Source organism: Citrobacter sp. wls717 (assembly GCF_005280955.1).
GTDB lineage: Bacteria > Pseudomonadota > Gammaproteobacteria > Enterobacterales > Enterobacteriaceae > Citrobacter > Citrobacter werkmanii.
In genome coordinates this window covers 134,735-154,611 of the sequence record NZ_SZWW01000055.1, presented here as the reverse complement: position 1 = coordinate 154,611, position 19,877 = coordinate 134,735, and the positions used below count along the sequence as shown (strand labels likewise).

Here is a 19,877-nt window from a genome sequence, read left to right as displayed (position 1 = left end):
TTAACCCTGCTTGCGTAGCTGAACTTCATTTTCGCCACGCTTCATAACCCGGTTCAACACTTCCGCTTCCAGTTCGGCTAATCGCACCGATCCCAAACGGCGGGGGCGCTGAATATCCACCGTCAGATCCAGCCCGATTTTACCATCTTCGATCAACAGCACGCGGTCTGCCATTGCGACGGCCTCACTGACATCGTGCGTCACCAGCAGCACCGTAAAGCCGTGGTCCTGCCATAGCGAGACGATCAGATCCTGCATCTCAAGACGGGTTAACGCATCCAGCGCGCCGAGCGGTTCATCCAGTAACAGCAGGCCAGGGCGGTGAATTAATGCCCGCGCCAGGGCCACGCGCTGTTTTTGGCCGCCAGACAGGGCGGCAGGCCACTCCTGTGCCCGGTTTTCGAGGCCAACAGCGGCCAACGCATTACGGGCCGCATCGCGCCATTGACCTTTCAGCCCCAGACCAACGTTATCAATAACCGTTTTCCATGGCAGCAGACGCGCATCCTGAAACATCATGCGCGTATCATCCTGAATCTCTGCCAGCGGGGTAGTTCCGGCAAGTAATGCGCCTGAAGTGGGCGATTCCAGCCCAGCCAGCAGGCGCAGCAAGGTGCTTTTGCCACCGCCGCTGCGGCCCACTACGGCAACAAATTGCCCTGCCGGAATATGCAGATCTAATTGATTCAGCACTGTATTGGCGGCGTATTGTTTGGTCACGGCGCTCAGCAAAAGCGGCGTACCCTGATTCAAGCGAGCGGTATTCATACAGTAGCCTCCTTCACATGGTAAGCCGGGTTCCAGCGCAGCCAGACTCGCTCCAGCAGTTGGGCGCTGACATCGGCAAGTTTGCCGAGCAGGGCGTAGAGAATGATGGCCACTACCACCACGTCGGTTTGCAGAAATTCTCGCGCATTCATCGCCAGATAACCAATGCCGGCATTGGCGGAAATGGTTTCCGCAACGATCAACGTCAGCCACATCAGTCCGAGAGCAAAACGTACGCCAACCATAATCGAGGGCAGGGCGCCGGGGAGGATCACATGGATAAACAGTGAAAAGCCGGACAATCCATAGCTGCGCGCCATCTCCACCAGGCCGCGATCGATATTGCGGATCCCGTGCCAGGTGTTGATGTAAATCGGGAACAGTGTGCCCAAGGCGACGAGAAAGATCTTCGCCGATTCATCAATGCCGAACCACAAAATCACCAGCGGGATCAGCGCCAGATGGGGTACGTTGCGCAGCATCTGTATCGACGTATCCAGCAGGCGTTCCCCCCAGCGTGAAAGACCGCTGATGAGTCCCAGCGTCAAACCCAACGATCCACCGATCGAGAATCCGATCAGCGCGCGCCAGGAACTGATCGCCAGATGCTGCCAAAGCTCGCCGCTGGCGGAAAGTGTCCAGAAGGCTTCGACAACGCCTTCCGGGGAGGGCAAGATGCGGGTGGATAGCCAGCCCATTGACGAGGCTATCTGCCAGAGCGCCACCAGACCTACCGGCAAAAACCAGGGTGCGAGGCGCAATAGCCACCTGTTTTTCGGTGTTGTCATCAGCGTGCTCCTTAGCTTTGCGCGACCTTACGGGGAATAAATTCGTTAGCCACCGCTTCGCCTTGTTGGTGCAGACGCTGTGGCTGTGGAATTTCAGGTATCGAAACATCCAGATGCGGGAACAGTAGCTCGCCAACTTTGTACGCCTCTTCCAGATGCGGATACCCCGACAGCACAAAGCTGTCGATACCCAGCGCGGCGTACTCGTTTATGCGCGCTGCGACGGTCGGGCCGTCGCCGACCAGCGCGGTTCCGGCGCCGCCACGCACCAGCCCAACGCCTGCCCACAGGTTCGGGCTTATTTCCAGTTTGTCGCGTTTACCGTTGTGCAGCGCGGCCATCCGCTGTTGGCCAACCGAATCTGTTCTTGAGAAGGCGGCCTGGGCTTTGGCAATCGTGTCGTCATCAAGATGCGAAATCAGACGCTCCGCTGCCTGCCACGCCTCATCCGTCGTCTCCCGCACGATCACATGCAAACGAATACCAAAGCGGATCTTGCGTCCAAGCGCTGCTGCTTTGGCTCGCACTTGCTCAATCTTCTCTTTCACCTGTTCAGGCGGTTCGCCCCAGGTCAGATAGAGATCAACCTGCTCGGCAGCCAGGTCTTGCGCGACATCGGAAGAACCGCCGAAATAAAGCGGCGGCCAGGGTTGTTGTACGGGAGGAAAAAACAGCTTCGCGCCGCGGACGTGCATATGTTTGCCGTTGAAATCCACCGTTTCTCCCTGTAACAGCCGACGCCAGATCTGGGTGAATTCAGCAGAAGCTTCATAGCGCTCTGTATGATCAAGAAACACGCCGTCGCCAGCCAGCTCCTGCGGATCGCTGCCGGTCACCAGGTTAAACAGCGCCCGACCGTTAGAGAGTCTGTCGAGCGTTGCAGCCTGGCGTGCGGCAACCGTTGGCGAGGTTACGCTTGGACGCAGCGCGACCAAAAACTTGAGCCGCTGAGTAACAGGGATCATGGAGGCGGCTACCAGCCAGGCATCTTCACAGGAGCGACCGGTTGGGATCAAAACGCCGGTAAATCCCAGGCGATCGGCAGCCTGCGCGATTTGCTGCAGATAACTTTGATCGACCGGACGCGAGCCTTCTTCCGTCCCCAGATAGTGGCCATCCCCGTGGGTGGGTAAAAACCAGAACATGTTCAGACTCATAATTTTGCTCCTGTCTGCTGAGTGGGTTGCCAGATACGCTGGCGAATATCGATTTTTTTCGGCACCAGACGATTGTCATAAAACAGATCGGCGGTTTGTTGTTGCAGGGCGGCAACCGAGGCGCTGACGGGTGAGATGGTCGTTGGCGGCCGGTGATCAAGATAAGACGCAATCACCGGCTCTGGCAGTCCCATGGTTTTGGCCAGCAGGGTAATACTTTGCTGGCGCTGGCTGAGGGTTAACGCATCAGCCTGGCTAAAGGTATCCAGCACGCCAAGAACAAACGCGCCATTTTTCTCGGCATAAGGACGCGCGGCGAGATAAAAGGAGCCGGTCTGTTTGAGGTCTGAGCCATCTTTTAGCACGCGCACATCACCCTGCAGCAACGCGGCGGAATAGTAAGGATCCCAGATAGCCCACGCATCAACGTTACCTTGCTGGAAGGCTGCTCTGGCATCTGCGGGTGTCAGATATGTTGGTTGAATATCGGTAAATTTCAGCCCGGCCTGTTGTAAGGCTCGCAGCAGTAAATTGTGGGCGCTGGAACCTTTCTGGAAGGCGACTTTATGCCCTTTGAGCTGCGCAACGCTCTGGATCGGGCTGTTTTTGGGCACCAGAATCACTTCGGCTTTTGGTTTGGGCGGCTCGACGCCAACGTAAACCAGATCGGCTCCGGCGGCCTGGGCGAAAATCGGTGGAATGTCACCGGTACTGCCGAGATCGATACTGCCAATATTGAGTGCTTCCAGCATTTGCGGCCCTGCCGGAAACTCAATCCACGAGATTTTGGTCTGTGGGTAGCGTTTCTCCAGTAACTGATGGCTTTTTGCCAGCACCATACTGACGCTTCCTTTCTGGTAGCCTATGCGCAGCGCGTCTGGTGCAGACTCTGCGGCATGGACGAGCGTTGAAAGTGACAGCAATCCGGTCAACGCCAACCACGGCGTGTGACGCTTGAGCAGATTAAGCATGGGCGGCACCTCGCAGAGCATTCAATTGAGGAAGTTGGACATCACGACGATGCAACGCCAGCCAGAAGGTGTCGAGCGCATTGTCCAGACGCAGTTGCAGGTTGGGCGTAAACTGCGGTTTATGCTGATAATCAATGACCTGTGAATCATCAGCAAAAACACCGTGCAGGATTTCCTGGGCTTTTAACGCGCTCAGCACCGGCTTAAGCGCGTAATCAACGGCCAGTAAATGCGCAACGGTACCGCCTGTTGCCAGCGGCAAAACCACTTTGCCTTCCAGTGCGCGTTCGGGAAGCAGATCGAGCAACGTTTTCAACGCTCCGGAGTAAGCTGCTTTGTAGACCGGCGTTGCAACAATCAATCCGTCGGCGTCGTGCAGTTGTTCGACAAAGGTTTTCAGCGCCGGGCTGTCGAAGCGCGCATAGATCAGGTCTTCTGGGGCAAAGTTGTGCAGATTCCAGTGACAGACTTCGACATCCTGGCCGTTCAGTTTTTCCCGGGCGTATTCCAGTAAGGCGCTGGAGCGAGAGGGGAAGCGTGGACTTCCCGCCAGAGTAATGACGCGCATAATTTCAATCTCCCCTTATAACTAATTGTTCGCTTTTATTTAACATTGATAACAATTCGTGCAGTCTGGCAGAGAGATTTTGTTTATCGAAATGATTTATACGGGATAGAAAAGTTGAAAAATGAATAAAACGGCAGAAGTAGGAAAACGATTGCTATTTATTGCCGCAGGTCAATTCCCTTTTTGCTCGCGATCGCACATAATACGCCCCCGGTTTGCACACCGGGAATCCAGGAGAGTTCATGTACTACCCCTTCGTTCGTAAAGCCCTTTTCCAGCTCGATCCTGAGCGCGCTCATGAATTGACATTCCAGCAGTTACGTCGCATTACCGGCACGCCGCTCGAAGCGCTTGTCCGCCAGAAAGTACCCGCAAAACCGGTTACCTGTATGGGGCTGACGTTTAAAAATCCGCTCGGGCTTGCTGCCGGACTGGATAAAGACGGGGAGTGCATTGATGCGCTCGGTGCGATGGGATTCGGTTCAATTGAGATTGGTACCGTGACGCCACGCCCCCAGCCCGGGAACGATAAACCACGTCTGTTCCGTCTGGTGGATGCGGAAGGTTTGATCAACCGCATGGGATTCAATAACCTGGGTGTTGATAACCTGGTAGAGAACGTTAAGAAATCACATTTTGACGGCATTCTCGGCATTAATATTGGTAAGAATAAAGATACTCCGGTAGAAAACGGCAAAGATGACTATCTGATTTGTATGGAGAAAGTCTATGCTTATGCCGGTTATATCGCGATTAATATCTCTTCACCGAATACGCCGGGATTACGCACGCTGCAATACGGTGAAGCGCTGGATGATCTGCTGACGGCAATTAAAAATAAGCAAAACGATCTGCAAGCGATCCACCATAAATATGTTCCGGTGGCCGTAAAGATCGCGCCGGATCTTTCCGTCGAAGAACTGATCCAAGTTGCCGACAGTTTAGTTCGGCATAATATTGATGGTGTAATTGCAACTAACACCACTCTCGATCGTTCTCTCGTACAGGGAATGAAAAATTGCGATCAAATGGGGGGACTGAGCGGTCGTCCGTTACAATTAAAAAGTACAGAAATTATTCGCCAGTTGTCTCAGGAATTAAATGGTCAGTTGCCAATTATTGGCGTTGGCGGTATTGACTCGGTGATTGCCGCGCGCGAGAAAATAGCCGCCGGCGCAACCCTCGTACAGATTTATTCGGGCTTTATTTTTAAAGGCCCGCCGTTGATTAAAGAAATCGTCACCAATATCTGAATGCTACCTTAATCACAATCCAGGGCTTTATTTCTAGCCCTGGTTGTTTTATATTCCTTTACTGTTGCTTATTTAAACATTCTGAGCTTTTATTATTAGGGCAATAAACGAAGCGGCAAAAGGATACTGTCGTAACGGCGATGATTAAGGAAAGGAGAGAAACTGATGCGAATTAAACCCGACGATAACTGGCGCTGGTATTATGATGAAGAGCACGATCGTATGATGCTCGATTTAGCCAATGGTATGTTATTCCGTTCGCGTTTTGCTCGTAAAATGCTCACGCCTGATGCCTTTACTCCTTCCGGATTTTGCGTTGATGACGCCGCGCTTTATTTTTCCTTTGAAGAAAAATGCCGCTACCTGGATTTAGCGAAAGAACAAAAAGCGGAACTGGTGCTCAATGCGCTGGTGGCTATTCGTTATCTTAAGCCGCAGATGCCAAAAAGTTGGCACTTTGTCGCCCACGGCATTAACTGGACGCCAGTGCCAGGGGACGCTGCCTGTGTCGATTTAAGCGATACCGATGAACAGGTAAACCTGTTAGTGGTTGAGCCGGGTGAAAACGCCGCGCTTTGTCTGCTGGCGCAACCGGGCGTGGTGATTGCCGGACGCACCATGCAGCTTGGCGACGCAATTAAAATCATGAATGACAGACTGAAACCGCAGACAATGGTTGACAGTTTCAGCCTTGAGCAGGCGGTTTAACTTTCCAGCCTGATTGCCGTTTTGGGCACACAACTGCAGCACAGAATTGTCCCGTCATCTCCCATCGCTGATTTTTTCAGCGGGCTCACTTCGCCTTCTACCAACCGAATTCGACAGCATCCGCAAATTCCCGCCCGACATGAGTAGGGAACCCGGATACCCTGGTTTTCCAGCTGTTCAAGCAATACCTGCTGATTATTTCCGCGAAAGGTCTGTCCCTGCCACTCGATAAGCACCGTGGCATCGGGTTGTTGCACCGGGGCAGTATCATCGGTTTCTGCCGCGCCATATACTCTGGCCGGACCGGTGGACAGAATTTCAACCTCGTCGCCGACGCGAATCACGCCACTGTTACGCGCAATGAGATTCTGACCAAAATCGACATCGCCGTTATCCGTCGCAGTGCGAAAGCTTTGCAGCGTGGCCAGCGGTTCGCCGGACGGATGCTTCTGACCTTTCTCAGGGCTGACGGTGGTGAAAATGCAGCGGCTACAAGGTTTAGCCACGTCAAAAATAACCTCGCCAATGCGGATCACTTTCCAGGTATCTTCTTCCCAGGCGGCAGCGCCTGAAACCACCAGATTGGGGCGAAACTGCTCCATTTTTACGCTTGCCGGGCAGCGCTGCTGCAAATCGCGCAATGACGCTTCGTTAGTTAAAAGGTAGGGATAACCATCGGCAAAGGATAAAGGAACATCATCGCGGCGCTTCACTCGGCGCGTCAGCTGCGGACCAACCCAGCGAAGCTGCACGTCACGGGAGAAAAAACCGCTCAGCCACTGGTTGATAGCCGCTGGCGCAATACGCGCGGTAAAATGGTTGCCCCACACTTCCGTCGGCGCATCCTGCAGGGCGAAGTCGGCAAATCGCACAAGCGCGCTGCTACCGTCTGGCGCCGTAAGATGCAATCCATCGTGGAAAGGGGAAGGGGTAAAACGCACCATCTGTGGGTACTGTCGGGCGGTAATGAACGTCCCGTCGGGTTCGGTAATCATAAATATGCGATCAAAGGCGAGACCACTAACGTCTGCCAGAGCGTGGGTAAGCCCAATACCGCGCATTGATTTAACCGGATGAATAAAAAGTCGGGTTAACGTGACCACTGTACAGCCCCTCGAGCGAAAATAAGCCTTCAACTTTATGACATACCGCCCATATTAGCTATAATGCGCAGCAATTTTCTCGGAGTAAAAGTGACATTATGAATTCTCTGTTTGCCAGTACGGCCCGCGGGCTGGAAGAGCTGTTAAAAACTGAACTGGAAAACCTTGGCGCGCTGGAGTGTCAGGTCGTTCAGGGTGGGGTCCATTTTAAGGGCGACACGCGGCTTGTTTACCAGAGCCTGATGTGGAGCCGCCTGGCCTCGCGCATTATCCTGCCGATGGGAGAGTGCAAGGTCTACAGCGATCTTGATCTGTACCTCGGTGTTCAGGCAATCGACTGGACAGAGATATTTAATCCGGGCGCTACATTTGCGGTGCATTTTAGCGGCCTGAACGAAACCATTCGTAATAGTCAGTACGGGGCGCTGAAGGTAAAGGATGCGATTGTCGACGCCTTTACCCGTAAAAATCTGCCGCGTCCGAATGTGGATCGTGAATCTCCGGATCTGCGCATTAACGTGTGGCTGAATAAAGATACCGCCAGTATTGCGCTCGATCTGAGCGGTGATGGCCTGCATCAGCGTGGGTATCGCGATCGCGCAGGTCAGGCGCCGATTAAAGAAACGCTGGCTGCCGCCATTGTGATGCGTTCAGGTTGGCAACCGGGCACGCCGTTACTCGATCCGATGTGTGGCTCCGGTACACTGCTGATTGAAGCGGCGATGTGGGCAACCGATCGTGCGCCTGGTCTGCACCGTGGTTATTGGGGCTTTAGCGGTTGGGCGCAGCACGATGACGCTGTGTGGCAAGAGGTTAAAGCCGAAGCGCAGGTGCGCGCGCGTAAGGGTCTCGCAGACTACACCTCGCACTTCTATGGATCTGACAGCGATGCTCGCGTAATTGAAAAAGCACGCAGTAACGCCCGTCGCGCCGGAATTGCCGATCTGATGACGTTTGAAGTTAAAGATGTCGCCAAACTGAGCAACCCGTTACCGAAAGGACCGTACGGGACGGTTATCAGCAACCCGCCGTACGGCGAACGTCTGGATAGTGAACCGGCGCTGATTGCCCTGCACAGCCTGCTGGGGCGCACAATGAAAAACCAGTTTGGCGGCTGGAATCTGTCCCTGTTTAGCGCCTCGCCGGATTTGCTCAGCAGCCTGCAATTACGTGCTGATAAGCAGTTTAAAGCGAAAAATGGTCCGCTGGATTGCGTGCAGAAGAACTATCACGTTGCAGAAACCACCGCCGACAGTAAGCCTGTCACGGTCGCGGAAGATTATGCCAACCGCCTGCGTAAGAATCTTAAGAAGCTGGAAAAATGGGCGCGTCAGGAAGGTATTGAATGCTATCGCCTGTACGATGCCGACCTGCCGGAATACAACGTGGCGGTAGATCGCTACGGTGACTGGGTCGTGGTGCAGGAATACGCGCCGCCGAAAACGGTCGATGCGCAGAAAGCGCGTCAACGCCTGTTCGACATCATTGCCGCTACGCTCTCGGTACTTGAGATTGCCCCGAATAAACTGGTGCTGAAAACCCGTGAACGTCAAAAAGGCAAGAACCAGTATCAGAAGATGAATGAGAAGGGTGAATTCATTGAGGTAAGCGAGTACAACGCACGTCTGTGGGTGAACCTGACTGACTATCTTGATACCGGTTTGTTCCTCGATCACCGCATTGCGCGTCGCATGCTGGGTCAGATGAGTAAAGGTAAGGATTTCCTCAATCTGTTCTCCTACACCGGTAGCGCCAGCGTTCATGCCGGACTGGGCGGCGCGCGGAGCACCACGACGGTTGATATGTCGCGTACCTACCTGGAATGGGCGGAACGCAACCTGCGTTTGAACGGCCTGAGTGGTCGCGCTCACCGTTTAATTCAGGCCGATTGTCTGGGCTGGCTGCGCGATGCCAATGAACAGTTCGATCTGATTTTCATCGATCCGCCAACGTTTTCTAACTCTAAACGCATGGAAGATTCGTTTGATGTGCAGCGCGATCATCTGGCGCTGATGAAAGATCTGAAACGTCTGTTACGTAAAGACGGGACTATCATGTTCTCCAACAACAAACGTGGATTCCGTATGGATCTCGAGGGTCTGGCTGAGCTGGGATTGAAAGCACAAGAAATTACCCAAAAAACGCTTTCCCAGGACTTTGCCCGTAACCGTCAGATCCACAATTGCTGGCTGATTACCGCAGCCTGAAAGGATAAGTAAATGTCATTGATCAGTATGCATGGTGCATGGCTGTCGTTCAGCGATGCGCCCCTTCTTGATAATGCGGAACTGCATATCGAGGATAACGAACGCGTCTGTCTGGTAGGCCGTAACGGCGCGGGCAAATCGACGCTGATGAAGATCCTGAACCGTGAACAGGGTCTTGACGATGGGCGTATTATTTATGAGCAGGATCTGGTCGTCGCGCGTCTGCAACAGGATCCGCCGCGTAACGTCGAGGGCAGCGTGTATGACTTCGTTGCCGAAGGTATTGAGGAACAGGCTGAATACCTGAAGCGGTATCATGATATTTCGCGCCTTGTCATGACCGATCCCAGCGACAGAAATCTGAATGAGATGGCGCGGGTTCAGGAAATGCTCGATCACCACAATCTGTGGCAGCTCGAAAGTCGCATTAATGAAGTGTTGGCGCAACTGGGGCTGGATCCTAACGCCGCGCTTTCGTCGCTGTCTGGTGGTTGGCTGCGTAAAGCGGCGCTGGGCCGCGCGTTGGTGAGTAATCCGCGCGTATTGCTGCTCGATGAACCGACGAACCATCTGGACATTGAAACAATCGACTGGCTGGAAGGGTTCCTGAAATCCTTCAACGGGACAATCATTTTCATTTCCCACGACCGTTCATTTATTCGCAACATGGCGACGCGTATTGTTGATCTTGACCGCGGCAAACTGGTGACCTATCCGGGGAACTACGATCAGTATCTGCTGGAGAAAGAAGAAGCGCTGCGGGTAGAAGAGTTACAAAACGCGGAGTTTGATCGCAAGCTGGCGCAGGAAGAGGTTTGGATCCGCCAGGGTATCAAAGCGCGTCGTACCCGTAACGAAGGCCGTGTGCGCGCCCTGAAAGCGATGCGTCGCGAGCGCGGTGAACGTCGCGAAGTGATGGGCACGGCGAAGATGCAGGTTGAAGAGGCGAGCCGTTCGGGCAAGATTGTCTTCGAAATGGAGAATGTGGATTATCAGGTTGATGGTAAGCAACTGGTAAAAGATTTCTCCGCGCAGGTGCAGCGCAGCGACAAAATTGCGTTAATTGGCCCTAACGGTTGCGGCAAGACGACGCTGCTCAAACTGATGCTAGGCCAACTGCAGGCTGACAGTGGACGTATTCATGTTGGGACCAAGCTGGAAGTGGCTTATTTCGATCAGCACCGGGCTGAACTGGATCCGGATAAAACCGTGATGGACAATCTGGCCGAAGGTAAGCAAGAGGTGATGGTTAACGGTAAACCCCGCCATGTGCTGGGCTACCTGCAGGACTTCTTGTTCCACCCGAAACGGGCGATGACGCCAGTACGCGCGCTCTCCGGTGGGGAACGAAATCGTCTGTTGCTGGCGCGTTTGTTCCTGAAACCCAGTAATCTTTTAATTCTCGATGAACCAACGAACGATCTTGACGTCGAAACGCTGGAACTGCTTGAAGAGCTGATTGACAGCTATCAGGGCACCGTACTGCTGGTGAGCCACGACCGTCAGTTTGTGGATAATACCGTTACGGAATGTTGGATCTTCGAAGGCGGTGGTAAAATTGGTCGTTATGTCGGCGGTTACCATGACGCGCGCAGCCAGCAAGCGCAGCATGTGGCGTTTAAACAGCCCGTTGTGAAAAAAACAGAGGAAGCTGTTGCTCCTAAAGCAGAAATTGTCAAACGTGGCACGAGCAAACTAAGCTATAAACTGCAGCGCGAACTGGAGCAGCTCCCCGCATTGCTTGAAGAACTGGAAGCTAAGCTGGAAACATTACAAGCTCAGGTTGCTGACGCCGCTTTTTTCAGTCAGCCGCACGAGCAAACGCAACAAGTTTTAGCTAATCTGAACGAAGCGGAACAAGAACTTGAGCAAGCCTTTGAGCGCTGGGAGTATCTTGAATCTTTGAAGAATGGCGCATAATTTAAAGGAGCACATATGTGCGAACATCACCATGCCGCGAAGCATATTTTGTGTTCGCAGTGTGACATGCTGGTGGCGTTACCGCGCCTTGAGCATGGTCAGAAAGCGGCATGTCCACGATGTGGCACTACGTTAACGGTTGAGTGGGACGCGCCGAGGCAGCGTCCTACTGCCTATGTTTTAGCAGCGCTGTTCATGCTGCTTTTATCAAACCTCTTCCCTTTTGTGAATATGAACGTCGCAGGGGTAAGCAGCGAAGTGACGTTGCTGGAAATCCCCAGCGTGCTCTTCTCTGAAGATTACGCCAGCCTCGGCACGTTTTTTTTATTATTCGTCCAGTTAGTTCCCGCGTTTTGTTTACTGACTATTCTGCTGCTGGTGAACCGTGCCGAAATGCCTGGCTGGCTAAAGGCCCGGCTTGCGCGCGTCCTGTTCCAGTTGAAAAGCTGGGGGATGGCGGAAATCTTCCTCGCCGGAGTGCTGGTCAGTTTCGTTAAGCTGATGGCTTATGGTGATATCGGCGTGGGCAGCAGTTTCATCCCATGGTGCTTCTTTTGTGTACTACAGCTACGGGCGTTTCAGTGCGTTGACCGCCGTTGGCTGTGGGATGATATTGCGCCAATGCCTGTCATTAACCAGGAATTAAAGCCAGGCGTGCCCGGCATCCGGCAGGGGTTGCGTTCTTGTTCCTGCTGCACTGCGATTCTTCCCGCTGACGAACGGGTGTGCCCGCGCTGCGAGACGAAAGGCTACGTGCGTCGCAAAAACAGTCTGCAATGGACGATGGCGTTATTGTTCACGTCAATCATGCTTTATCTTCCTGCCAACATCCTGCCGATCATGATTACCGATTTGCTCGGATCCAAGTTGCCGTCAACGATTCTTGAAGGCGTGGTTTTGATTTGGAGCGAGGGCTCTTATCCGGTGGCGGCGGTTATCTTTATCGCCAGTATTATGGTGCCGACGTTGAAAATGATTGCCATTGCCTGGCTATGTTGGGATGCCAAGGGGCACGGCAAACGTGACAGTGAACGTATGCACTTGATTTATGAAGTGGTGGAATTTGTCGGTCGCTGGTCAATGATCGACGTTTTTGTGATTGCGGTACTCTCTGCGCTGGTGCGCATGGGAGGGTTAATGAACATTTATCCTGCAATGGGTGCTTTGATGTTTGCTTTAGTCGTCATTATGACAATGTTTTCTGCGATGACATTTGATCCGCGTCTGTCGTGGGACCGTGAACCAGAACCAGATCATGAGGAGTCCTGACAGCATGGAATCTAAAAGTGGGGAAGCCAAAGTGCAGAAGGTGAAAAACTGGTCGCCCGTGTGGATATTCCCGATCGTTACTGCGCTTATTGGCGCGTGGGTCCTGTTTTATCATTACAGCCATCAGGGGCCGGAAGTCACGCTGATTACCACCAATGCCGAAGGGATTGAAGGAGGCAAAACGACGATTAAAAGCCGCAGCGTGGATGTCGGCATCGTCGAGAGCGCGACTCTGACGGATGATTTGACCCATGTGGAGATTAAAGCTCGTCTTAACTCCGGAATGGAAAAGCTGCTGCATAAAGACTCTGTTTTTTGGGTGGTGAAGCCGCAGGTTGGTCGTGAAGGTATCAGCGGTCTGGGCACGCTATTGTCCGGGGCATATATTGAACTGCAGCCCGGCAATAAAGGGAATAAGCTGGAAAATTACCAACTACTGGATTCACCGCCGCTGGCACCGCCAGATGCGAAAGGGATCCGCGTGATACTGGACAGTAAAAAAGCCGGGCAGTTAAGCCCAGGCGATCCGGTATTGTTCCGTGGATATCGTGTGGGATCGGTTGAGACCAGCACCTTCGATGCGCAAAAGCGTACTATCAGCTACCAGCTTTTCATTAATGCGCCTAACGATCGTCTGGTGACCAGCAATGTGCGTTTCTGGAAAGACAGTGGGATCGCCGTGGATCTTACCTCCGCAGGTATGCGTGTGGAAATGGGATCGCTCTCCACGCTGTTTGGCGGTGGCGTAAGTTTTGATGTGCCAGAAGGTTTAGAACAAGGTGAGCCGGTTGGGCAACAGTCCGCGTTTAATCTTTATGACGATCAAAAAAGTATTCAGGATTCCCTGTATACCGATCATATTGACTACCTGATGTTCTTTAAGGATTCGATTCGTGGCCTGCAGCCAGGCGCGCCACTGGAATTCCGCGGCATTCGTCTGGGGACGGTGAGTAAAGTACCTTTCTTCTCACCGAACATGCGTCAGGTATTTAACAATGATTACCGCATTCCGGTGTTGGTACGCATCGAGCCTGAGCGCCTGAAAGCACAGCTGGGCGAGGACACTGATGTTGGCGCTCATCTGGAGCAATTGCTCAAACGCGGATTACGCGCATCGCTGAAAACCGGGAATCTGGTGACCGGCGCGCTGTATGTCGATCTCGACTTCTACCCGAAAGAACCACCGATTAGCGGTGTACGAGAATTTAATGGTTATCAGATTATCCCGACGGTGAGTGGCGGTTTAGCGCAGATCCAGCAGCGCCTGATGGAAGCGCTGGATAAGATTAATAATCTGCCGTTGAACCCGATGATTGAGCAGGCGACCAATACGTTGTCAGAAAGCCAGCGTACGATGAAGCATCTGCAAACCACGCTGGATAATATGAATAAGATCACATCCAGCCAGTCAATGCAGGATCTTCCGGCGGATATGCAAAATACGTTGCGTGAACTTAATCGTAGCATGCAGGGCTTCCAGCCGGGTTCGGCAGCCTACAACAAGATGGTGGCGGATATGCAGCGTCTTGATCAGGTACTGCGCGAACTGCAACCGGTACTGAAAACGTTGAACGATAAGAGCAATGCGCTGGTATTTGAAGCGAAGGACAAAAAAGATCCAGAGCCGAAGAGGGCGAAACAATGAAAAAGTGGCTAGTGGTGATGATGGCGGTCTGGCTGACGTCATGCAGCTCCAGCGGAGAAAATAAAAGCTATTACCAGCTTCCTATCGCGCAAGGGGGCGTCCAAAGCTCCGCCAACCAGGGTAACCGGCTGCTGTGGGTTGAGCAGATTGCGGTGCCGGACTATCTGGCGGGTAATGGAGTGGTTTACCAGACCAGCGATGTGCAATATGTGATAGCGAATAATAATCTCTGGGCCAGTCCTTTAGATCAGCAATTGCGCAATACGCTGGTGACGAACCTCAGTATGCAATTACCTGGCTGGGTTGTCGCTTCGCAGCCGCTGGGAAGCACACAGGACACGCTGAACGTCACTGTGACCGGCTTCCACGGTAGGTACGATGGGAAGGTTATTGTCAGCGGAGAATGGTTACTGAATCACCAGGGGCAGTTGATCAAGCGTCCGTTCCACATCGAGGCAGTGCAGACCAGGGACGGCTACGATGAGATGGTGAAGGTTCTCGCCAACGCCTGGAGTCAGGAAGCGACGGCCATAGCTCAAGAGCTGAAACGCATCCCTTAAGCTTAAATAATTGTAAATTATGCCGCCCCTGGTTCACCGCCCGGGGCGGTTTTTTTTATTTTTTAGCCGCGGAGATAACTGTTCTGTCTGATTTTTTTTGTACAAATGATTTCGCGGGTAGCTCACAAATATGACACTGGCGTGAATTTTGCGCATTGACGAGCCTGATGTTTAGGGGTATTCGTTTAGTGTGATTGCACACTTAGTAATCACTGTTTTCTTTTCCACCAGAACTAAAGATGAGGGAAACGAGGCATGAAGAGACAAAAACGAGATCGCCTGGAACGGGCACATCAACGTGGATATCAGGCCGGCATTGCCGGACGCTCAAAAGAAATGTGTCCCTATCAGGCGCTGAATCAGAGATCATACTGGCTGGGAGGCTGGCGAGAAGCCATGGGGGATAGGGTTTTAATGGCCTGATTCTGTCTCTTTAGATAAAAGAAACCTCCGCAGAGCGGAGGTTTCGCCTTTTTGCAGACCGGATAAGGCGTTCACGCTGTCATCCGACAACGACGCAACGCCTGATCTCTGCGATTAGAACGCGGAAGTGTCCTGGAAAAGACCCACTTTCAGATCGTTTGCGGTGTAGATCAGACGACCATCAACCAGCACTTCGCCATCAGCCAGGCCCATGATCAGGCGACGGTTAACGATGCGTTTGAAGTGAATGCGGTAAGTGACTTTCTTCGCAGTCGGCAGAACCTGACCGGTGAATTTCACTTCGCCTACGCCCAGCGCGCGGCCTTTACCTTCGCCGCCCAGCCAGCCGAGATAGAATCCAACCAGCTGCCACATGGCATCAAGACCCAGGCAGCCTGGCATCACCGGATCGCCGATGAAGTGGCATCCGAAGAACCACAGGTCCGGGTTAATATCCAGTTCAGCTTCAACATAACCTTTGTCAAAGTTGCCACCGGTTTCGGTCATCTTAATGACACGGTCCATCATCAGCATGCTTGGTGCAGGCAGTTGCGGGCCTTTTGCGCCAAACAGCTCACCGCGACCAGAGGCAAGAAGGTCTTCTTTTGTATAGGATTCGCGTTTATCTACCATGTTCTCTGTAAGCCTTATTTTATTGAAGCACGCAGGATAGCTAACACGTGTACGCTGAACAAGTCCGATCAGTTCGGAATAATCCAGTTCAGCCAACGTAGCGGCCATGGAAAACGGTGACGGCCTTCCTGTTGCGTTGCTGTCGCAATACGTTCCTGGATGGTTTGCATCAGCGTTGTCTGGCCTTCGCCATCCCACACCAGATTTAGTAATAGCGGCAATGCATCGGTTACATCGTCCACCGCCCAGATAGTGAATTTTTCTTCTTCTATGGCCTGTAGCAGGGCCGGTTGCAGGCTCAGGTGTCTGACATTAGCTGATGGAATGATAACGCCCTGAGTACCTGACAGCTCACGCTGCTGGCAGATGGCGAAGAAACCTTCAATTTTCTCGTTAAGACCGCCGACAGGTTGCGCCCGACCAAATTGATCGACAGAACCCGTAATGGCGATGCTTTGATTCACAGGGACGTCGGCGAGGGCGCTAATCAATGCGCACAATTCCGCCATGGACGCGCTGTCACCATCAACTTCGCTGTATGATTGTTCAAAGGTCAGCGAGGCCGAGAAGGGAATTTGCTGCTCAAGCTGGAGTTCAGACATCAGGAACGCCTGCATAATCATCATCCCCTTGGCATGAATATTTCCTCCCAGCTCGGCTTTGCGCTCAATATCTGTGAATTCGCCATCGCCAATATGCACCACGCAGCTGATACGTGATGGTTCTCCAAACGCGCGAGGATGACCCGGAAACTCAATGACCGACAGGGCGTTGATCTGACCAATTCGCTCGCCTTCCGTTTCAATAAGGATTTGCTCTTGCAGGATCTCATCCTGCATACGTTCGGCCAGGAATCCTTCTCGCCATTCGCGCTGCGCCAGCATCAGGCTGAACTGTTCCGCTGTGCAGGTTTCGCTCTCGCATAGCGGGGCCACTTCTTTGAACTGTCGGATGATCCACAAGGGGTTAAGCGGCAACGTATCCTGTTCGCCGGTATAGCGCACCGCTTCGCGGATTAGAACCTGCCAGGCATCAGGCGCGGGGTAGGGCAAATTGTTGCGCGTGGCGGTATGCGTTACCCACTGGCACCACTGTGTCATGGTTTCGGCATCGACTATCTGCAGGTTGTCTTCAAATTCGCTGTAGATGGCCTGCTCAGCCAGTTCTGGCTCCATGTCCTGAAAATCTGCCAGTGATTCACGCTCCCCGACTAAAATCACTTTCAGTTTAAGCGGCATCGGCGGAACGGAAACGGGCAATGGGCGAGACTCATCAAAAGCTACCCAGTCAAAGCGCTCGTGGCTGACAATGGCTTTCAGACGCATCCACAACAGCGGTTGTGCCAGCAGAGTGCGTAATGAGATAACCAACACCCCACCATTCGCCTGATGCACCAGACCTGGTTGCAGGGAAATATCGCCATTGAACTGACGCAGGCAGCCAAACAGTTGCTCGGCTTCAACCCAGTCAGCGTTGACCACCTGAGTTAGCGTCGCAAAATTGTCTTCTGCTTTTTCCGCTGTACGATAGCGGATAGTGTGACCAGAGATATCATAATGACCCCCAGTCAGGCGTCCTGCGTCCGTGTGCAGTGTATGTGCAGCAGTTGCAATAAGGTTAAGGTATTCAAGCTCTTCCGGTGCTTTTACCAGCATGAACGAGGACGTCGTCCAGTGCTGCAGAAGCTGCTCTAGCGCGAATTGTAAACGTGGCTGAGTATCACTAAGTAAGGTATCGGTGTCGTCAGTGACGTGCGGCTGTGCAAATACTTCCTGATAACTGTCGGTATCAGGAACCAGATCACGCCATGCAAGTTTCGTAATGGTCAAAGTTGATGTTTTTTAGTCTGTTGTTAAAAACGAGATTATACCGTAACCCTCATCACTACACACCTGGAAAGCACCGCGAAACGGAAGTGATGACGCGCGGCAGTTCACAGGCTGGATATTCTTTTCTTCAGTTGCTCAAAAAGCTGATATTCTGATAAGAGTTACACGGTAACATTGAGATCGCAATGAAATATCAACAACTTGAAAATCTTGAAAGCGGCTGGAAGTGGAAGTACCTGGTGAAGAAGCATCGTGAGGGGGAATTAATAACCCGTTACGTAGAGGCCAGCGCTGCCAAAGAAGCCGTTGATTTATTGCTAACCCTCGAAAATGAACCGGTTCGGGTCAATACCTGGATTGAAGAACACATGAACCCTGCGCTACTCAATCGTATGAAACAGACCATACGGGCGAGGCGCAAGCGGCATTTTAATGCTGAGCATCAGCATACACGAAAGAAATCTATCGATCTGGAATTCATGGTTTGGCAACGCTTAGCAGGCCTTGCGCAGCGGCGCGGTAAAACGCTTTCTGAAACCATTGTGCAACTGATTGAAGATGCGGAGCATAAAGAGAAGTACGCAAATAAAATGTCGACATTAAAACAGGATTTACAGGCACTGCTGGGAAAAGAGTAGTGGCAGGGTGGTTTAATGGGTGACGTAGTAGTGTGCTTTGATTAAAACACAGATGAAAAAAAACCCCGCGATGCGGGGTTTTTTTATAAGACGATAACTTAAGCCTGAGGCTGAGTTACAACGTCTTTGATACCTTTAACTTCGATCTCAACACGACGATCCGGAGCCAGGCAGTCGATCAGTGCAGCGCGAGCTTTCACGTTGTCACAGGTGTTGCCAGTAACCGGGTTAGATTCGCCCATGCCACGTGCAGAGATTTTGTCAGAAGGAATACCTTTAGAGATCAGGTAATCAACAACGGACTGAGCACGTTTCTCGGACAGACCCTGGTTGTAAGCTTCAGAACCGATGCGGTCAGTGAAGCCCAGAACCACTACGGAACCGTCTTTCGGATCCAGGTTGCTCAGCTGGCTGTACATCTGGTCCAGAGCCTGCTGGCCTTCTGGTTTCAGAGTTGCTTTGTTGAAGTTGAACAGAACGTCAGACTTCAGAGTGAAGTGCTTGGTCTGTACTTCTGGAGCCGGAGCTGGAGCAACAACTACTGGAGCTGCTTCTTCCTGCTGGCCGAAACGGTAAGAAACACCAACGCTTAACAGACCGTTATCCGGACGACCGCCAACGGTGTTCGCGTCACCGATGTTGTTGGTCCACTGGTATTCCAGACGGGTAGCGATTTCAGGAGTAATTGCATACTCTACGCCACCAGCGAATACTGGGGATACACCAGTGTCGTGGTCTTTGAAGCCGGTGTTGTTTTTAGCGTCTGCACGCCAAACCATACCACCCAGACGGGTATAAACGTCCAGATCATCAGTGATTGGGTAACCCAGTTTAGCGGTCAGCTGAACGCCCTGAGCTTTGAAAGCGCCGTTGTTGTGAGTCTGGTCAGTGTAGCCTTTGTACGGCATACGGCCTAACCAGTCATAACCCATTTCGAAACCAACGTACGGGTTAACCTGATAACCACCGAACGCACCAGCACCCAGTTGGCTTTCGTGGGTAGGGCCGGCGTTGTTGATCTGGTTGTTGCCAATATCATGGTACTGAGACCAGCCCAGTTTAGCACCAGCGTACCAGGTGTTATCTTTCGGAGCGGCCTGCGCCACGGTAGCGAAACCAGCCAGTGCCACTGCAATTGCGATAGCTGTCTTTTTCATTTTTTGCGCCTCGTTATCATCCAAAATTCGCCATGAATATCTCCGAAGAGAGATAACACGGTTAAATCCTTCACCCGGGGACCAGTTCAATAGTTACTCTACCGATATCTGCGGCTTACGCCGAGCACCCCTGGCGATGTAAAGTCTACAACGTAGTTGAAAACTTACAAGTGTGAAGTCCGTCAGGCATATGAAAAAAAAAGGCTTGTATACATAATATTTAACATTTATTGATGTCTAAATGCACTGGAGATTTCCTGAAAACCGCTTGAGACAGGCG

Annotated in this window: 18 protein-coding genes; 9 read left to right on the top strand and 9 right to left on the bottom strand. The window is 52.4% G+C overall.

What is annotated here, in order from left to right:
• Genes ssuB through ssuE form a run of 5 tightly spaced genes read right to left on the bottom strand, consistent with a single transcriptional unit; the run spans window position 1 to window position 4,252 of the window.
• Window positions 1-768, bottom strand: a complete 768-nt coding sequence (gene ssuB / locus FDX09_RS23205) for an aliphatic sulfonates ABC transporter ATP-binding protein (protein WP_110498494.1) — start codon at window positions 766-768, stop codon at window positions 1-3.
• A complete protein-coding gene (gene ssuC, locus FDX09_RS23200) occupies window positions 765-1,556 on the bottom strand; it encodes an aliphatic sulfonate ABC transporter permease SsuC (protein WP_038639375.1) in 792 nt (263 codons plus the stop codon). The genes ssuB and ssuC overlap by 4 nt, the downstream gene beginning before the upstream one ends.
• Window positions 1,557-1,567: 11 nt before the next feature.
• Window positions 1,568-2,713 carry an FMNH2-dependent alkanesulfonate monooxygenase gene (ssuD, locus tag FDX09_RS23195; protein WP_087857550.1) on the bottom strand — a complete coding sequence of 382 codons (1,146 nt, stop codon included), beginning with the start codon at window positions 2,711-2,713 and terminating at the stop codon, window positions 1,568-1,570.
• Window positions 2,710-3,684: a sulfonate ABC transporter substrate-binding protein gene (locus FDX09_RS23190; RefSeq protein WP_087857549.1), complete on the bottom strand. Its 975-nt coding sequence runs from the start codon at window positions 3,682-3,684 to the stop codon at window positions 2,710-2,712. The genes ssuD and FDX09_RS23190 overlap by 4 nt, the downstream gene beginning before the upstream one ends.
• Window positions 3,677-4,252, bottom strand: coding sequence for an NADPH-dependent FMN reductase (ssuE, locus tag FDX09_RS23185; RefSeq protein WP_061381850.1), 576 nt, complete (start codon window positions 4,250-4,252; stop codon window positions 3,677-3,679). The genes FDX09_RS23190 and ssuE overlap by 8 nt, the downstream gene beginning before the upstream one ends.
• Window positions 4,253-4,494: 242 nt before the next feature.
• Between ssuE and pyrD the strand changes: the two genes are divergently transcribed.
• Together pyrD and zapC are read left to right on the top strand one after the other, a co-directional pair.
• Window positions 4,495-5,505, top strand: a complete 1,011-nt coding sequence (gene pyrD, locus FDX09_RS23180) for a quinone-dependent dihydroorotate dehydrogenase (RefSeq protein WP_038639394.1) — start codon at window positions 4,495-4,497, stop codon at window positions 5,503-5,505.
• A gap of 165 nt (window positions 5,506-5,670) precedes the next feature.
• Window positions 5,671-6,213 (top strand): cell division protein ZapC, encoded by a 543-nt coding sequence (zapC, locus tag FDX09_RS23175; protein ID WP_038639397.1) that lies wholly within the window; start codon window positions 5,671-5,673, stop codon window positions 6,211-6,213.
• Here the strand turns inward: zapC and FDX09_RS23170 are convergent.
• The gene (locus FDX09_RS23170) at window positions 6,210-7,316 is read right to left on the bottom strand and encodes a YcbX family protein (protein ID WP_137347931.1); all 1,107 of its coding nucleotides are present in this window, start codon (window positions 7,314-7,316) and stop codon (window positions 6,210-6,212) included. The genes zapC and FDX09_RS23170 overlap by 4 nt on opposite strands.
• Window positions 7,317-7,414: 98 nt before the next feature.
• Between FDX09_RS23170 and rlmKL the strand changes: the two genes are divergently transcribed.
• The 6 genes from rlmKL (at window position 7,415) to rmf (ending at window position 15,340) form a co-directional block, all read left to right on the top strand.
• Window positions 7,415-9,523: a bifunctional 23S rRNA (guanine(2069)-N(7))-methyltransferase RlmK/23S rRNA (guanine(2445)-N(2))-methyltransferase RlmL gene (gene rlmKL, locus FDX09_RS23165; RefSeq protein ID WP_087857548.1), complete on the top strand. Its 2,109-nt coding sequence runs from the start codon at window positions 7,415-7,417 to the stop codon at window positions 9,521-9,523.
• Window positions 9,524-9,535: 12 nt separating this feature from the next.
• Entirely contained in the window at window positions 9,536-11,443 is a 1,908-nt protein-coding gene (locus tag FDX09_RS23160; protein ID WP_087857547.1) for an ABC transporter ATP-binding protein, read from the top strand.
• A gap of 15 nt (window positions 11,444-11,458) precedes the next feature.
• Entirely contained in the window at window positions 11,459-12,712 is a 1,254-nt protein-coding gene (pqiA, locus tag FDX09_RS23155; protein ID WP_038639412.1) for a membrane integrity-associated transporter subunit PqiA, read from the top strand.
• Window positions 12,713-12,716: 4 nt separating this feature from the next.
• Window positions 12,717-14,357: an intermembrane transport protein PqiB gene (pqiB, locus tag FDX09_RS23150; protein ID WP_038639416.1), complete on the top strand. Its 1,641-nt coding sequence runs from the start codon at window positions 12,717-12,719 to the stop codon at window positions 14,355-14,357.
• Window positions 14,354-14,917, top strand: coding sequence for a membrane integrity-associated transporter subunit PqiC (gene pqiC, locus FDX09_RS23145; RefSeq protein ID WP_087857546.1), 564 nt, complete (start codon window positions 14,354-14,356; stop codon window positions 14,915-14,917). Before pqiB ends, pqiC begins: the two co-directional genes overlap by 4 nt.
• 255 nt (window positions 14,918-15,172) lie before the next feature.
• A complete protein-coding gene (rmf, locus tag FDX09_RS23140) occupies window positions 15,173-15,340 on the top strand; it encodes a ribosome modulation factor (RefSeq protein WP_071888121.1) in 168 nt (55 codons plus the stop codon).
• A 114-nt stretch (window positions 15,341-15,454) separates the two neighbouring features.
• Here rmf and fabA read toward each other — a convergent pair whose 3' ends face one another.
• Both fabA and FDX09_RS23130 read right to left on the bottom strand, forming a co-directional pair.
• Window positions 15,455-15,973 (bottom strand): bifunctional 3-hydroxydecanoyl-ACP dehydratase/trans-2-decenoyl-ACP isomerase, encoded by a 519-nt coding sequence (fabA, locus tag FDX09_RS23135; protein WP_003035875.1) that lies wholly within the window; start codon window positions 15,971-15,973, stop codon window positions 15,455-15,457.
• A gap of 68 nt (window positions 15,974-16,041) precedes the next feature.
• Entirely contained in the window at window positions 16,042-17,802 is a 1,761-nt protein-coding gene (locus tag FDX09_RS23130; protein ID WP_087857545.1) for a Lon protease family protein, read from the bottom strand.
• A 185-nt stretch (window positions 17,803-17,987) separates the two neighbouring features.
• Between FDX09_RS23130 and matP the strand changes: the two genes are divergently transcribed.
• Window positions 17,988-18,440 (top strand): macrodomain Ter protein MatP, encoded by a 453-nt coding sequence (gene matP, locus FDX09_RS23125; RefSeq protein WP_042314187.1) that lies wholly within the window; start codon window positions 17,988-17,990, stop codon window positions 18,438-18,440.
• 98 nt (window positions 18,441-18,538) lie between these two features.
• Here the strand turns inward: matP and ompA are convergent, their stop codons facing one another.
• Window positions 18,539-19,597 (bottom strand): porin OmpA, encoded by a 1,059-nt coding sequence (ompA, locus tag FDX09_RS23120; protein ID WP_137347930.1) that lies wholly within the window; start codon window positions 19,595-19,597, stop codon window positions 18,539-18,541.
• Window positions 19,598-19,877: the final 280 nt, after the last annotated feature.

Excerpts from the sequence above, each read along its gene's own strand:
- ssuD (WP_087857550.1), bottom strand. The coding sequence starts at position 2,713 with ATGAGTCTGAACATGTTCTGGTTTTTACCCACCCACGGGGATGGCCAC.
- pqiA (WP_038639412.1), top strand. The coding sequence starts at position 11,459 with ATGTGCGAACATCACCATGCCGCGAAGCATATTTTGTGTTCGCAGTGT.
- ompA (WP_137347930.1), bottom strand. The coding sequence starts at position 19,597 with ATGAAAAAGACAGCTATCGCAATTGCAGTGGCACTGGCTGGTTTCGCT.
- FDX09_RS23190 (WP_087857549.1), bottom strand. The coding sequence starts at position 3,684 with ATGCTTAATCTGCTCAAGCGTCACACGCCGTGGTTGGCGTTGACCGGA.
- matP (WP_042314187.1), top strand. The coding sequence starts at position 17,988 with ATGAAATATCAACAACTTGAAAATCTTGAAAGCGGCTGGAAGTGGAAG.
- zapC (WP_038639397.1), top strand. The coding sequence starts at position 5,671 with ATGCGAATTAAACCCGACGATAACTGGCGCTGGTATTATGATGAAGAG.
- ssuE (WP_061381850.1), bottom strand. The coding sequence starts at position 4,252 with ATGCGCGTCATTACTCTGGCGGGAAGTCCACGCTTCCCCTCTCGCTCC.
- FDX09_RS23160 (WP_087857547.1), top strand. The coding sequence starts at position 9,536 with ATGTCATTGATCAGTATGCATGGTGCATGGCTGTCGTTCAGCGATGCG.
- ssuC (WP_038639375.1), bottom strand. The coding sequence starts at position 1,556 with ATGACAACACCGAAAAACAGGTGGCTATTGCGCCTCGCACCCTGGTTT.
- pqiC (WP_087857546.1), top strand. The coding sequence starts at position 14,354 with ATGAAAAAGTGGCTAGTGGTGATGATGGCGGTCTGGCTGACGTCATGC.
- rlmKL (WP_087857548.1), top strand. The coding sequence starts at position 7,415 with ATGAATTCTCTGTTTGCCAGTACGGCCCGCGGGCTGGAAGAGCTGTTA.
- pyrD (WP_038639394.1), top strand. The coding sequence starts at position 4,495 with ATGTACTACCCCTTCGTTCGTAAAGCCCTTTTCCAGCTCGATCCTGAG.
- pqiB (WP_038639416.1), top strand. The coding sequence starts at position 12,717 with ATGGAATCTAAAAGTGGGGAAGCCAAAGTGCAGAAGGTGAAAAACTGG.
- rmf (WP_071888121.1), top strand. The coding sequence starts at position 15,173 with ATGAAGAGACAAAAACGAGATCGCCTGGAACGGGCACATCAACGTGGA.
- fabA (WP_003035875.1), bottom strand. The coding sequence starts at position 15,973 with ATGGTAGATAAACGCGAATCCTATACAAAAGAAGACCTTCTTGCCTCT.
- ssuB (WP_110498494.1), bottom strand. The coding sequence starts at position 768 with ATGAATACCGCTCGCTTGAATCAGGGTACGCCGCTTTTGCTGAGCGCC.